Origin of the sequence: Rheinheimera tilapiae (genome assembly GCF_042432165.1) — a bacterium.
Taxonomy (GTDB): Bacteria; Pseudomonadota; Gammaproteobacteria; order Enterobacterales; family Alteromonadaceae; genus Pararheinheimera; species Pararheinheimera tilapiae.
On sequence record NZ_JBHLXP010000001.1, the window covers coordinates 1,095,062 to 1,109,147 of the forward strand.

15 protein-coding genes and 3 tRNA genes are annotated in these 14,086 nt (G+C 51.4%); 12 read left to right on the top strand and 6 right to left on the bottom strand.

Annotation, left to right across the window (positions count from 1 at the left end):
* Window positions 1-81 precede the first annotated feature (81 nt).
* Together ACFFJP_RS04445 and priC are read right to left on the bottom strand one after the other, a co-directional pair.
* Complete coding sequence (locus ACFFJP_RS04445; RefSeq protein WP_377240923.1) at window positions 82-375, bottom strand: hypothetical protein; 294 nt, start codon at window positions 373-375, stop codon at window positions 82-84.
* A gap of 58 nt (window positions 376-433) precedes the next feature.
* Window positions 434-739, bottom strand: a complete 306-nt coding sequence (priC, locus tag ACFFJP_RS04450) for a primosomal replication protein PriC (protein WP_208933333.1) — start codon at window positions 737-739, stop codon at window positions 434-436.
* A 137-nt stretch (window positions 740-876) separates the two neighbouring features.
* On the opposite strand from priC, the gene ACFFJP_RS04455 reads away from it, so the two are divergent.
* A complete protein-coding gene (locus tag ACFFJP_RS04455) occupies window positions 877-1,266 on the top strand; it encodes a MerC domain-containing protein (protein WP_377240925.1) in 390 nt (129 codons plus the stop codon).
* 1 nt (window position 1,267) lies between these two features.
* On the opposite strand, the gene ACFFJP_RS04460 is transcribed toward ACFFJP_RS04455, so the two are convergent.
* From ACFFJP_RS04460 to rsgA, 3 genes are read right to left on the bottom strand one after another with little or no spacing between them, the layout of a single operon-like run.
* Window positions 1,268-1,966 carry a glycerophosphodiester phosphodiesterase gene (locus tag ACFFJP_RS04460; protein ID WP_377240927.1) on the bottom strand — a complete coding sequence of 233 codons (699 nt, stop codon included), beginning with the start codon at window positions 1,964-1,966 and terminating at the stop codon, window positions 1,268-1,270.
* Window positions 1,967-1,995: 29 nt separating this feature from the next.
* Window positions 1,996-2,856 (bottom strand): archaetidylserine decarboxylase, encoded by an 861-nt coding sequence (asd, locus tag ACFFJP_RS04465; protein ID WP_377240929.1) that lies wholly within the window; start codon window positions 2,854-2,856, stop codon window positions 1,996-1,998.
* Window positions 2,857-2,877: 21 nt separating this feature from the next.
* Window positions 2,878-3,921 carry a small ribosomal subunit biogenesis GTPase RsgA gene (gene rsgA / locus ACFFJP_RS04470; RefSeq protein ID WP_377240931.1) on the bottom strand — a complete coding sequence of 348 codons (1,044 nt, stop codon included), beginning with the start codon at window positions 3,919-3,921 and terminating at the stop codon, window positions 2,878-2,880.
* Window positions 3,922-4,043: 122 nt separating this feature from the next.
* On the opposite strand from rsgA, the gene orn reads away from it, so the two are divergent.
* The 7 genes from orn (at window position 4,044) to ACFFJP_RS04505 (ending at window position 8,152) form a co-directional block, all read left to right on the top strand.
* The gene (gene orn, locus ACFFJP_RS04475; protein ID WP_377240933.1) at window positions 4,044-4,595 is read left to right on the top strand and encodes an oligoribonuclease; all 552 of its coding nucleotides are present in this window, start codon (window positions 4,044-4,046) and stop codon (window positions 4,593-4,595) included.
* Between the two features lie 92 nt (window positions 4,596-4,687).
* Window positions 4,688-4,763 (top strand) — tRNA-Gly (locus tag ACFFJP_RS04480).
* 17 nt (window positions 4,764-4,780) lie between these two features.
* Window positions 4,781-4,856, top strand: a tRNA-Gly gene (locus ACFFJP_RS04485).
* A 26-nt stretch (window positions 4,857-4,882) separates the two neighbouring features.
* A tRNA-Gly gene (locus ACFFJP_RS04490) sits at window positions 4,883-4,958 on the top strand.
* A gap of 197 nt (window positions 4,959-5,155) precedes the next feature.
* Entirely contained in the window at window positions 5,156-5,650 is a 495-nt protein-coding gene (locus ACFFJP_RS04495; RefSeq protein WP_377240935.1) for a DUF4442 domain-containing protein, read from the top strand.
* Between the two features lie 76 nt (window positions 5,651-5,726).
* Complete coding sequence (locus ACFFJP_RS04500) at window positions 5,727-7,952, top strand: putative bifunctional diguanylate cyclase/phosphodiesterase (RefSeq protein ID WP_377240937.1); 2,226 nt, start codon at window positions 5,727-5,729, stop codon at window positions 7,950-7,952.
* On the top strand, window positions 7,949-8,152 hold the full coding sequence (locus ACFFJP_RS04505) for a DUF1289 domain-containing protein (protein WP_377240939.1): 204 nt from the start codon (window positions 7,949-7,951) through the stop codon (window positions 8,150-8,152). The genes ACFFJP_RS04500 and ACFFJP_RS04505 overlap by 4 nt, the downstream gene beginning before the upstream one ends.
* Here ACFFJP_RS04505 and queG read toward each other — a convergent pair.
* A complete protein-coding gene (queG, locus tag ACFFJP_RS04510; RefSeq protein WP_377240941.1) occupies window positions 8,121-9,251 on the bottom strand; it encodes a tRNA epoxyqueuosine(34) reductase QueG in 1,131 nt (376 codons plus the stop codon). The genes ACFFJP_RS04505 and queG overlap by 32 nt on opposite strands.
* A gap of 126 nt (window positions 9,252-9,377) precedes the next feature.
* Here queG and tsaE point away from each other — a divergent pair, with 126 nt between their 5' ends.
* From tsaE to miaA, 4 genes are all read left to right on the top strand, one after another.
* On the top strand, window positions 9,378-9,845 hold the full coding sequence (gene tsaE / locus ACFFJP_RS04515; protein WP_377240943.1) for a tRNA (adenosine(37)-N6)-threonylcarbamoyltransferase complex ATPase subunit type 1 TsaE: 468 nt from the start codon (window positions 9,378-9,380) through the stop codon (window positions 9,843-9,845).
* A gap of 61 nt (window positions 9,846-9,906) precedes the next feature.
* Window positions 9,907-11,334, top strand: coding sequence for an N-acetylmuramoyl-L-alanine amidase (locus ACFFJP_RS04520; protein ID WP_377240945.1), 1,428 nt, complete (start codon window positions 9,907-9,909; stop codon window positions 11,332-11,334).
* Window positions 11,331-13,103, top strand: a complete 1,773-nt coding sequence (gene mutL / locus ACFFJP_RS04525; protein WP_377240947.1) for a DNA mismatch repair endonuclease MutL — start codon at window positions 11,331-11,333, stop codon at window positions 13,101-13,103. The genes ACFFJP_RS04520 and mutL overlap by 4 nt, the downstream gene beginning before the upstream one ends.
* Window positions 13,100-14,047, top strand: coding sequence for a tRNA (adenosine(37)-N6)-dimethylallyltransferase MiaA (gene miaA / locus ACFFJP_RS04530; protein ID WP_377240949.1), 948 nt, complete (start codon window positions 13,100-13,102; stop codon window positions 14,045-14,047). The genes mutL and miaA overlap by 4 nt, the downstream gene beginning before the upstream one ends.
* The last annotated feature ends 39 nt before the right edge of the window (window positions 14,048-14,086 follow it).

Consider the following 14,086-nt stretch of genomic DNA (forward strand, 5'->3'; position numbering starts at 1 on the left):
TTTTCAGATCAAATAACGCTGCCTCAAATTATCGATGGCAGCGTTTTTTATCAGTGTAAGCCTTGGCGATGTGATTGGTTGTTATAGCATGTTCGCTATTTTCTGATAAATAGCGACAGCCTCGTCGCGGGTTAACATGCCGCTGCTGGCAGCTTTGCCGATAGTGCTACTGACGCGGACACTATCGTTAGATGGATTTGCAGATGGTATTTCCGGCAGTGTACTCAGTTGGTTTTTTTGCTGTGAATCCGCAACATTATTGATCACTTGTTGCCGCTGCATAGATGTATCTGTTTTTGGCTGCTCCACGCTGCTTTGATTTCGCGCCGCAACTCGCAGGGCGTCTTGCGATATCACGCTGGGGGTTGTCACCATATGCACCTCCACAGACTTGCCAACTCGTCGAATCACCACAGCCATCAGGCAGTATAGATTACCTCACCAACGCTGCACGGAATTCTGCCAACGTCTTGTGTAAGTGCTGTAACTGCTTTACTACGTTTTCCAAAGTGGCTGTATTAAATTGCTGTGTCTGCCGGATCGCAGAGATTTGTTCTGCGGTTTCTGACAGGTACGGCATAAATCTGTTGCTTTCGATCTGAAACAGGCCTGCCGGGAATATTTGCTGATATTTGCCATGTCCCTGTTGCTGCAGGTCGTCCAATATCGCATCAGCATCCAACGCTTTGCGGTAAAGTTCTTTTAAATTCTGGTCAAGTTGCTGAAGTAATTGTTCCATCGCGTGGTCTCATCAATAAAAACAGGATTATGCCATAGAGACAGCTGGACTTGCAGGGGCAGTCTTTTTTGCTGTACCCATTCAAATGCAGCCGGATTTGTTATATCATCTCACTCCTTGTACGCCTGGGGGGCTTTATGTTCGACAATATTCGCCACACTTTAGATAAAGTAGGGATCGCCGTCACATCTTTGTGCGCTATCCACTGCATTATGCTGCCGGTATTGTTGCCTATCCTTCCTTTGCTTGGCTTGACGTCGGTACACAACCATGCTTTTGAGCGAATCATACTGCTCATTACAATGGTTTTAGGGTTCATCACGCTGTTTGCTGGCTTTCATCGGTATCACCGCAAACTGTACCCGTTTTATTCGTTATTCCTGGGTGGGTTTATCTACTGGCAAAAAGATTTGTTGGGCCATGAGTACGAACATTTTGTGCTGATTGTAGGCGCCGCTTTTGTGGTACTTGCGCACATTCTGAATATCCGCTTATGCAATCAATGCCACAGCTGCGAGACTCACTAATTCAATTTTGATCATCGAGCCACTGCAGAGCTTCTTTTGGGTAATTACAGAACACCCCATCGACGCCAATAGCTTGCAGTGCCAGCATCTCCCGTCGCTGGTTCACGGTATACACGTACAATCTTAACTTTGCCTGGTGTGCCGCTTCCACCAGCGCGGCATCGACAAAACCCCGATCACAATTTAGCGCGACCGCGCCAAGCCGCGTCGCTATCTCCACGCCATCTGCCGGATAATGGCTGATTAACACAGCAAGCCGCAGAAACGGATTAAGCGCTTTAAGCTGTTGAAGCAGCGGATGGTGGAATGAGGACAACAAAATGGTATCGAGCCGCAGACCCAACTGTTGTTGTGCCTGTTGTAATAGCGCGACCACGGGGGTCGCAGTATCATGACCTTTGAGCTCAATATTGATTTCCAGCCGATTGGCGCATAGCTGTAAAACCTGCCACAGCGTTGGAATCGATTCTCCGTTGCCGGCGTCCAGTTGCTTCAGTGCTGCCGGGCTGAAGTCTTCTAGATAGCCTTTGCCGTTAGTAGTCCGATCGACCTGGCGATCATGAATGACGACTAGCTCACCGGCATGCAAAAACACATCCAGCTCAATACCGTCACAGCCAGAGTTCAGCGCTGCGGTAAATGCCTGCAACGTATTTTCCGGATAATGTCCACTTGCTCCGCGATGGGCAAAGATTTTCATTAGCGAGCCTCTGGCTGACGGTCTATCAATCAGCTCAGTTTAGTCGCAAACGCAGTGCCCATCCGAGTCACTGCTCCTGGGAAATTCGTCGGCAACAACTCGACAGCATCTTTAGCAAAAGTCAGCACTACAGTTGAGCCAAGTTTAAAGCGGCCCATTTCGGCGCCTTTTTCCAGCCGGATTGCGTTTGGTCCTTCCGCCGGATATTGCCAGCGGAATACTTCGCTGCCAGTCGGCGGTGTGACAGTGCCAGCCCAGACAGTTTCAATGCTGGCAACAATGGTCGCACCTACTAAAACCAATGCCATTGGGCCTGCTTCGGTGTCAAAAATCGTCACAACCCGCTCATTGCGGGCAAAGAGACCTGGCACATTGGCTGCGGTTAGCGGATTGACCGAAAACAACTCGCCCGGTACGTAAATCATCTCACGCAAGGTGCCGGTGATCGGCATGTGAATGCGGTGATAGTCTTTTGGCGCCAGATAGATACAGGCAAAAGTCCCGTCGGTGAATTCAGCTGCGGTCGCATCGTCACCGCCGAGTAATGCTTTGACGGTGTAAAAATGGCCTTTCGCCTGCAGTAACTGGTCACCGGCAATAGCGCCAGCCTGACTGATCGCTCCGTCTACCGGATGCGCCAGGGTTTGTTCATCCTGTACCACAGGACGCACGCCATCTTTTAATGGCCGAGTAAAAAATTCATTAAAACTCGCGTAATCGCTGGCATTTTCATAACGGGCTTCCGTCATATTAATGCCATAAGCACGGATAAACAGCTTCATCAGTGCGTGACTGATAAATCCCAGCCGCGCCGCAGCCAGATAACCTACCAGGCGAGAAATCAAGTGCTTAGGCAGAATGTATTGCAGAGTAATTTTAAGCTGGTCCATCGGGGAAATAACCTCGTGAATTTAAAGATAAGAGGGCTTGTCCTGCGCCATACTGAGCAGGATTTTATGATAGTTATCAAAACGTTCCACAGCGATGTCGCCGGTTTCTACTGCATGATGCAGTGCACAGCCCGGATCGTTGCCATGGGTGCAATCGCGGAATTTACAGCGGCCAAGCCAAGGACGGAATTCGCGATAACCCCAGCTGACTTCTTCATCGGATAGATGCCACAACGCAAACTCTCGAATGCCGGGCGAATCAATCAACTGGCCACCTTGTGTTAAATGATACAGCCGCGCCACCGTGGTGGTGTGCTGGCCAAGGCCGGACACATCAGATACTTCCTGAGTCACAACCCCCATCTCTGGCAGTAGATTGTTTAATAAAGAAGATTTACCAACGCCGGACTGACCAACAAAAATGCTGGTGCCCTGGCTTAAATAGTGATCGAGTTGCGCCATGCCTTCACCACTTTTGGCGCTGAGCAGCAGGGTTTCATAACCAATTTTTCGGTAAATATCGAGTTGTTGTTCAACCTCAGTGCGTTGCTGCTCGCTGAGCAAATCAATTTTATTTAGCAATAACAAGGGTTTGATTTGCATCGTTTCGGCCGCAACGAGGTAGCGGTCAATGATATTCAGCGACAGTGCCGGCAGAACGGCCGAGACGATAATCAATAAATCGATATTCGCGGCAACGGGTTTTAAACCGTCGTAGAAGTCGGGGCGGCTTAATACAGAACTACGTTCCTGCACCGCTTCGACCACGCCGTCGATAGTGCCCTGAGATTGCAACGCGCGACGAAACACTACTGCATCACCGCAGACCAGTGACCCGATAGTGCGTCGCAAGTTACAGCGGGTAATAGTGCCGTCCTTTGCTTCTATATCGGCATGCTGACCAAAACGGCTGATCACGATACCCGGCTCTGCCTCGCTAAAAGCAGCCTGTTCAATTTGTTGATCGGCTTTTGCCGCTTTTTGTGCCAGACGGTCCAGCCGTTTTTGCTGGTTGCCGGCGATGCGGTCGTTTTGGCGTTGTGTCAGGTGTTTCTTTTTAGTCACGCTTAATCTGTCTGTTGCAAAGGAAGTCACGGCGACGGGCGCGGCGTTTTCCAGATGGCACGGGGCGTAGTATCATACTAGCATTCAGCAAACTAACAAAGTACAAGCGCAAGGGGCGGCAAATGGCAGTGAATGATAACAATCTGGTGTGGATCGATCTGGAAATGACCGGGTTAGAACCGGATACAGATGTGATCCTGGAAATGGCGACTATTGTCACGGACAGTAATCTGAATATTCTGGCTGAAGGTCCGACTTTTGCGATCAAAACGTCGGGCGAGATCCTCGACAATATGAGTGCATGGTGTGTCGAACAGCATGGTAAAAGTGGTCTGACACAACGCTGCCGCGACAGCGAAACCGACTTGGACAATGCTGTCGAACAGACGATTGCCTTTTTATCGCAATATGTTTCCGCCGGCAAATCGCCTATGTGCGGCAACAGTATTGGCCAGGATCGGCGTTTTCTGGTGAAGTACGCGCCAAAATTGGAAGCGTTTTTCCATTACCGCAACTTAGATGTCAGTACAGTAAAAGAACTGGCGAAACGCTGGAATCCGGCGGTGACCAAGCTGGTGAATAAATCATCAAGTCATCTGGCGCTGGATGATATTCGCGACTCAATTGCTGAATTAGTCACCTATCAGCAGCACTTTTTCCGTTTGCCCGCATAAAAGGCTTGCAAACTCAGAGTGATTTTGTAAAATGCGCCGCGCTTGCTTCACAAAGTTCGTTTGAACTGAAGCAGCGCTGCTGAAGATTTTATGCGGGCATAGCTCAGTTGGTAGAGCGCTACCTTGCCAAGGTCGAGGTCACGAGTTCGAGTCTCGTTGCCCGCTCCAAAATCTTCAGCCTGGATGCGGGCATAGCTCAGTTGGTAGAGCGCTACCTTGCCAAGGTCGAGGTCACGAGTTCGAGTCTCGTTGCCCGCTCCAAATTTCAAAATTTTTCGGTTCAGAGAGCGGGCATAGCTCAGTTGGTAGAGCGCTACCTTGCCAAGGTCGAGGTCACGAGTTCGAGTCTCGTTGCCCGCTCCAGTCGAATATCCTCTTCGTTTTAATCACGCAGTATGCAATACAGCAACTTGGCTAAACGCATTCCCTGCATATCCTCACCGTTTTTTTAATTTCAGCTTGCTGTTTGTGCTAATTTGCATCCAGATCAAGACTTCGCATACTTGAACTCTGTGGCGTGGACTGTTAGCGTAGCGCGAAATTTTTCAGGTATGACCAGTATGCAAACTCAGAATAAACTCAGTCGTCTTGTGCAGAAGGTAAATTCGGCGCCGGCTTTTTGCCGTAGTTGGCTGTTGTCGATGTTGTTCGGTCGCACCATTAAGTTTGCCGGTACTGCAGGTGTGCAGGTGGAACAGCTTGACTGGCATAAATCCCGGTTAAAACTCTCCAACCGTAAAAAAGTACAGAATCATATTGGCTCGGTTCATGCCGCCGCCACCGCCTTATTAGGTGAATCTGCCAGCGGTTTTTTACTCGGTATGCATGTGCCCGATGACAAAATCCCTTTATTAAAATCAATGCAAATCCAGTATTTGAAGCGATCTACCGGTGCTTTGACCGCGCAGGCGCAACTGGACGACGACCAGATCAGCCAGATCCGCAGTGCCGAGAAAGGTGAAGTGGTGATCCGGGTCTTAATCAAAGACCAGCTGGGTGTCGAACCGGTTGAAGCATTGTTTACCTGGGCCTGGATCCCGAAAGTCCGCAAATAACCAATTGTTACGAGAGCTGGCAGGCCAGTCTGATCCCTGTTAGATTTGGCAATAGGACAGGCGACAGGAATGGCAAGTGACAACAACAGAGCTCAAAGCTGGCAGCAGGCTCCCCGGTACGCGACAAGATATACATTTGTCCTGGCTGGTGCGACACCCTAAGCGTGTTGCTGTCTCTCTGGCGTTGTTGTTGATGCTGCTGTTTGGCGTATTAGTATGGCAACAGCAGCAAAAAAATATTGAAGTCGAACGCTACCAGCTGTTGCAGCAAGTCAGTCACCATGCGGCGGCGGTCGAAGCTGCAGTGCGTACCGCGGTGGTGGTTAGTGAATCCCTGCGCACCGAAATCGTATTAAACCCTACTCAGTCGCTGTCCGAGCTTGATGCCCGTATCCGCTTGTTATTAGAAGATTATCCTCTTTTTCGCCACATTGCTTTGGCGCCGGATCTTGTCATCCGTTATGTCTATCCACTGGCTGGCAATGAAGCTGCGCTAGGGGTCAATTACCGCTTGGTACCGGAACAATATGCCGCAGTTGAAAAAGCGGTTGCCTCCGGAGGGCCTTTGTTAGCAGGGCCGGTGCAGCTGGTGCAGGGCGGCAGCGGCCTTGTGCTGCGGGTGCCGGTATTGCTTTCGGATAAACAGTTATGGGGGATCATCGCGGCGGTGCTCCCACTCGAACGTTTGCTACAGCAAACCCAACTGGAAAAATTGCAGCAGGATTATTATCTGGGTTTGTCTGGTCGCGACGGCGACATGCATGACCCTGAACTGTTTTGGGGCGATCAGGTCTTGCAGGGATTGCCGTCCGTATATGCCAATATTCGGTTGCCGAATGGCCAGTGGCGTTTACATGCATTTCCAAAACAACATATGCCGTTGCTGGCCGGGTTGCCCACATTATTTCTACCCGCCGGTATCTTAGTGATTTTTTTACTGAGTACGGGCCTATATGTGTTGCTGCGTTTGTCACAAGAACGGCAGCAAGCGCTACAAACTGTGGCATGGCAGGCTAGTTTTGATCCGCTGACCGGTTTGGCGAATCGCTCTGTGTTGTTAGGCCAGCTTGAATTGATGCTCAAACACGCCAAAGCGCAGCGTACGCAATTAGCGGTACTCAGTCTGGATTTGGATGAATTTAAGCAGGTTAATGAAAGCCTTGGTCACCCGGTTGGTGACCAGTTACTGCAATTAGTTGCGGACAGGTTATTAGAGCAATTGCACGGCCCAGAGCTGGTGGCGCGTTCCGGTGGCGATGAGTTTGTGCTGGTATTGCCGGCGTCAAGCCAGAGCGAAGCGCTGGAGAATTTCTGCCAGACGTTGTTAAAATCGTTTCAAGCGCCTTTTATGGTGCGCAATACACCATTGTCGATCTCAACCAGCATCGGCGTAGCGATTTACCCCAATGACGGTTTGCTGGCGATTGATTTGTTAAAACATGCGGATCGTGCCATGTATGCGGCGAAACATCTGGGTCGCAATACTTTTCATTTCTATGACGCCGGTATGCAAAAAGAAGCCGATCATTTTGTCCACCTGCACCATGAAATACTCAAAGGCATCGAACAGCGTCAGTTTTTTCTGGTGTACCAGCCAATTTTTGATGTCGCTGCCCGACGGTTCAGTAAAGGCGAAGCACTGGTGCGTTGGCAACATCCGGAGCGGGGCCTGATTTCGCCTTTTGACTTTATTCCTGTCGCGGAACGAACTGGTGCCATCCGGCCGCTTGGTCAGTGGATTTTACAACAAGCCATTGCTGATATGCAGCTATTTCAACAGCTTGGGCTTGATCTGCAGATCTCAGTCAATCGCAGTAGTCAGGAATTTAATCAAAGTAAAGTTGCGGATGATTGGCTGGCACAGCTCAGCGCTGCAGGTTTGCTGCCGGAACAGTTGATTCTGGAAATCACCGAGTCGGTGTTTATGGACACGGTGTCGGTACAACAATCTAATGTGCTGAGCCTACACCAGCAAGGCGTGAAGCTGGCTATTGATGATTTTGGCACCGGCTATTCAGCACTGAATTACTTGAGTCGCTATCCAGTTGATTTTATTAAAATTGATAAGAGTTTTATCAATCATATAGCCGAGCAGGATAAAGCCTGTGCCTTGGTTGCCGTGTTGATTAATATGGCAAAAGTGCTGGATGTGCAGGTCGTGGCGGAAGGGGTGGAAACCCGCGAGCAGTTCGATTTATTACTCAAACTTGGCTGCGATTATATTCAGGGCTACTACTGTGCGCGGCCACTGGCAAAAGCTGATTTTGTGTCTTTGGTTCAACAACCACAGGCTTTTATATGACTGAACAGCCGTGTGTACGGAATTGTTGCCTGGATCCCGCGGATGTCTGTTTGGGCTGTGGCCGAACATTGCCGGAGATCACTGGCTGGCATCAGGCCAATGAGCTGGAAAAACAGCAGATTTTGCAACGCTCACAACAGCGTTTGCAGCAGATGGCAGACAGTCAGCTCAGGCGTCGCGCGGCAAACCGACCTGAATAATCCGCACTAGGCGTTGTTGTGCCCTGCTCAGCACCTGTGCAGCTTTTTGTTGTTGCTGTTCCAAGGCCCAGTCGACATGGCGCTGCACCAGCGCGTCACCGCGATAATCCTGCAGCGCCTGCAGAATTTCCGGCGAGTGCGGCGCATTGCCAAGCGCCACCGCCAGATTACGTTGCCAACGCTGATAACCAATGCGGCGAATGGCCGAGCCTTCCGTCAGTCGCAGGAACTCAGCTTCGCTCCAGCCGAACAAATGCAGCAGTGATTGGTCACGCCACTGTGGCCGGCGTTGGAAGTCTGGCTCCTGTGTCAGTGGGGCAGTGCGGTTTACCGGGCAAACCAGCTGACAATCGTCACAACCGTAGATACGATTGCCGAGCAAAGGGCGCAGTTCTTCCGGAATATCATCTTTTAACTCGATCGTCAGATAGCTGATACAGCGCCGTGCATCAACGACAAAAGGCGCAACGATAGCGCCGGTCGGGCAACTGGTGATACAGGCAACGCAGTTGCCGCAGTCTTTTTCGATGGGCTGGTCAATGGGAAGCGGAATGTTCACCAGTAATTCGCCGAGGAAAAACCAGGAGCCGGCCTCTTCACTGAGTAACAGACTATGTTTGCCAACCCAGCCGAGACCGGCTTTGGCGGCCAGCGGGCGTTCCAGTACCGGTGCCGAATCAACAAAAGGCCGGAAACCTAAGTCACTAACTCTGCCAGCAATCCGCTCGCCAAGCTGTTTCAGCCGTTGGCGCAGCACTTTGTGGTAATCCCGGCCCAGCGCATAACGACTGATATATCCCAGGTTTGGATCTGCCAGGTTGGTGGCAAAACCAGCCTGCGCCGGCAGATAGTCCATCCGGACTGAAATGACCCGTATGGTACCAGGTTGCAGTTCTTGAGGCCGTGCCCGCATCATGCCATGGGACGCCATATAATCCATCTCGCCATGGAAACCGGCATCCAACCACTGTTGCAGCCTGGGTTCCTCGCTGCTCAGGTCCGTATCGGTAATACCACAGGCACTGAAACCCAGCTGCAGGGCCCAGTCTTTGATTTCGGTCGCCAGTGCGGACCAGTCGGTGCAGATGGGGTTAGTCATAACAGAGAATGAAACGCCGTGAATCGCCAGATGTTACCACAGAGTCCGATGTGCAGCGCGGTAGTGCTGACGCGTTGATTTTGGTAGCATAAGCGCTGAGTTGATGTTTTACAGGCCAAACTGCCCATGTCCGGACTTTCCCGTCAGATAGAACTGAGTGATGAAATTGCCACGAAGACCCTGGCAAGTTTAGTGGCACAAAGCTGTCGACATGGAGCGGTGATTTATTTGCATGGTGATCTGGGAGCCGGCAAAACCACCTTCAGCCGATATTTGCTGCAGGCATTGGGTCATCAGGGCAACGTAAAGAGTCCGACTTATACCCTGGTGGAATCCTACCAGCTAGACACATTGGCAGTGTTTCATTTTGACCTGTACCGGCTGCATGATCCGGAAGAACTCGAGTTTATGGGGATCCGCGATTATTTTGCCCCTGAACATTTATGTTTGGTGGAATGGCCAGAGCGCGGCCAGCCTTTATTGCCGGTGCCTGATTTGGACCTGCAACTGAAAATAACCAGCGCTTCGGCTCGTCAGTTGCACATCAGCGCACTGACGGCACGTGGCGCAGCGATGTTGGAACTGATTGTCTGATATGAACTTTTTCCGGATGTTTTGTTTGGGCCTTTGCCTGACGCTCTGCAGTTTTGTCGTTATGGCGGCAAATAAAATCGACAGCGTACGGATATGGCCGTCACCGGACAGTACGCGCGTCGTATTCGATGTGGAGCAAAAACCAGTGTTTCGCTTATTGGCCAAACAAGGCTCATTAGTGACGCTGGAAATCGATGGTGTCAGTGAACCGAAACTTGGCAAAATGTCTGGCGCTTCAGAACTGGTTAAATCGATCCGGGTGCAAAAAGTTGCGGGCAAATCATCGGTTCGGGTATTGCTGGATTTAAGCCGCGAATCCACTGAAAAAGCTTTTGCCTTGCCGCCTTCAGACCGATATGGCCACCGGCTGGTGCTGGATCTGACTGATGTACAGGCCGAACAAGCCTTTGTCGCGCCGCCCCAGCCAAGACGCACTTCAGGCAGCAGCAGTGGCCGAGACATCATTATTGCCATCGATGCCGGTCACGGCGGCCATGACCCAGGCGCAGTGGGGCCCAAAGGCACCTACGAAAAACACATCACCATGGCTGTAGCCGAAAAACTGGCCGCGTTACTGAACAAAGAACCCGGTTTCAAAGCGGTGCAGACCCGGACGGGCGATTATTATATTTATCCAAGTAAAAGACCCGATGTAGCGCGCAGCAAACAAGCTGATTTACTGGTCTCCATTCATGCCGACGCGGCAGAAAACCGCAAAGCCAGTGGCGCATCGGTCTGGGTATTGTCATTAAAACGCGCCACGACGGAAGTTGGCCGGATGATGGAACAGACCGAGCAACATTCTGAATTGCTCGGTGGTGTGGCCGAAGTGATAAAAGATTCTGCCAACGAGCGTTATTTGGCGCAGACGGTGCTGGATTTGTCGATGAATCATTCCATGACTACCGGCTTTGAAGTTGCAGCCTCGGTCTTACGTGAGCTGGATCATGTCACTAAGCTGCACAAAAGACAGCCTCAGGCGGCCAGTCTTGGTGTGTTAAAAGCGCCGGATATTCCATCGATTTTGGTCGAAACCGGCTACATCTCCAACCATAACGAAGAGCAAAAACTGAAAACGGCTTCGCACCAGCAGAAGCTTGCGAATGCAATGTTTCGTGCGTTGAAAAAACATTTTCAGCAGTCGCCGCCGGCCGACAGTGCACTTGCGCAGTGGCGGGGCAAAAACAACCTGCAGATGCCAGCTGAATCGGCCACTGCGCGCAGTAGCGGCGCTGACACCAGTTTGCCGGCGTCGTCGAGCCCGACCGTATCGGGCCCACGCAGCAACACTGCCAAAGTGGCTGGTCCTGTACTGCCGGCTCGAAGCGAAGGCAGTGCAAGGCTGGTGACACATAAAGTCAAATCCGGCGAGTCCTTGTCGATGCTGGCACGCAAATACGGTGTGCCGATGTCGCGATTGCGCCAAATCAATCAATTGAAGTCTGACAATATCCGCATCGGTCAGACCTTGCGGGTGCCACAGTCATGACTATCCGGCTGCTACCCCCGCAACTGGCAAACCAGATCGCTGCCGGTGAAGTGGTAGAACGGCCTGCGTCGGTGATCAAAGAGCTGGTAGAGAACAGTCTCGATGCCGGGGCCACCGATATTCACATCGATGTGGAGAAAGGTGGCAGCAAGTTGTTGCGTGTGCGTGACAATGGTCAGGGTATCGCTAAAGATGAATTGACTCTGGCTCTCAGTCGCCACGCCACGTCCAAAATTCATGATTTTGCCGATCTGGCACATATTGTCAGCCTCGGGTTTCGCGGTGAAGCGCTGGCCAGTATCAGCTCAGTTTCACGGCTGACACTGACATCCAGGCCGGCCAGCCAGGATGCGGCCTGGCAGGCAATGGCAGAAGGTCGTGATATGGCGGTGCAAATCAAGCCTGCAGCCCATCCGGTGGGCACCAGTATTGAAGTGCTGGATTTATTTTTTAATACACCGGCCCGGCGGCGTTTCCTAAAATCAGATAAAACCGAATTCAGTCATATTGAAGAGCTGGTAAAACGTCTTGCGCTCAGTCGTGATGATGTCAGCTGGACCCTAACGCATAATGGTCAGCTGGTGCGGCAACTCAAAGCCGTGACCGATGATGCCGGACGGCAACGCCGTATACAGCAGCTATGTGGTCGAAGTTTCGCGCAATCAGCCTGTTATGTAGAAAGTCAGTATGAGCAGATGCAGCTGAGTGGCTGGATCCTGCCGGCGGCGGCCTGCAGCGCACAATTGCAATGCCAGTACAGCTATGTCAATGGCCGCATGATGCGTGACAAATTACTCAATCATGCCATTCGCCAGGCATATGCCGAGATGCTCGCACCGGAAGCACTACCGGCTTTTGTGCTGTATCTGCAAATCGATCCGGAACAAGTCGACGTCAACGTGCATCCGGCTAAACACGAAGTACGGTTTCATCAGGCGCGACTGGTGCATGATTTTGTGTTTAGTGCGCTGAGTCAGATGCTGACACAAACTGCACAAAATGATTTATTACTGGCTGAGCAGGTGAATCACAGTCAGGCTATGCAGCAACGTCAGCCGATGCCGACAGCACTGCAAAGTCAGGCGCCCAGCCGCCACGAAGTTATTAACAGCGCTGCCAGAAGTCTCAGTGCCGTGCCTGCGCGCAGTTATGCTGGGCTGACGTCAGCGCGCAATCAGATCCCAACCGGCAGTGATTGGACTACCTTGGTGCAGGAACCACCGGCAAATACACCAATCACTCCTGCTATGGTTACCACTGCCAATACGCCGCCAGGCAGCTTGATGGTCAGCAGCACAGAGCTGTTGGTTATGCAGCAGGACCAGTTGTGGTTGCTGGATGTTCCGGCCACTGTCGCGCCACTGTTGGCTTTAAAAAATGTGGCATCTGCGGCGTTGTTGTTGCCGGAGCGCTTGCGGGTCGAACCCGCAGAAGTCAGCTTGCTAACCGCGAGGGCCGGATTGCTCTGTCAAATGGGATTTGATGTGGTGCTGAGCAATCAAATCCTGATCATTCGCGCTGTGCCGCAGTTACTGCAAGGCACTCCATTAAGTCATGTATTACCGGTGTGGTGGTCAGGCTGGTCCGCGCAAACAGAGCTGACGCTCATGTGGCAACAACTATTGCAGTTGTTGTTAAGCCGGCAGTTATTGTCGCTCCACTTGCTGTTACAGACCGAAGCGGATTTATTGCGACACACAGAACACTGGTGCGCCGTGCCGGTTGATTTAACCGGGGCACGTCGACAATTACAGGAGAGAACCCAATGACTGCTCCGGTCGTATTTTTGATGGGGCCGACAGCATCCGGAAAAACTGCACTAGCGCTGGCGCTGGCCGAACAGCAACCGGTAGAGATTATCAGCGTCGACAGTGCGTTGATCTATCGCGGCATGGACATTGGTACCGCTAAGCCGAACGCGGCGGAGCTGGCTACAGTGCCACACCATCTGATTGATATTCTCGATCCGGCACAGACTTATTCGGCAGCAGATTTTCGGATGGATGCTTTGCGACTTATTGCTGATATACAACAGCGTGGCGCACTGCCATTATTGGTTGGTGGCACGATGTTGTATTTTAAGGCGTTACTGGAAGGTATCTCGCCATTGCCTGAAGCTGACCCAGAAATCCGTGCAAAGATTGAAACAGAGGCGGCAGAGCAGGGCTGGGCCACGTTGCACGGTCAGCTGGCATTGGTGGATCCGGTTTCGGCTGCCCGAATTCATCCGAATGATCCGCAGCGGATCAATCGCGCTTTGGAAGTATACCGGCTTACCGGACGCAGCCTGACCGAATTGACGGCAGAAAAAGGTGAACCTTTTCCGTATCCGGTCTGTCAATTTGCTATCGCGCCGACCGAACGGGCTGAACTGCATCGGCGCATTGCACTGCGTTTTGAGCAGATGCTGGCACAAGGTTTTGAGCAGGAAGTGCGACTTTTAAAACAACGCTCTGATCTACATCCTGATTTGCCTTCTATACGTTGTGTGGGCTATCGGCAGATGTGGGACTATCTGGACGGGCTAGTGCCTTATGACGAGATGGTGTATCGTGGTGTTGCCGCAACGAGACAACTGGCAAAACGCCAGCTGACATGGCTACGCAGCTGGCAGAATTTAAGCTGGTTAAATGCTGATTTAACTCAGCAAGAAAACTTGCAAGCTGTTTTAACTTCGCTACGCTCAATTAGTGAAGAAAAAAGCGTTATTTAACGACTTGAAAATAATATAATAATCCATATATCAAGAATC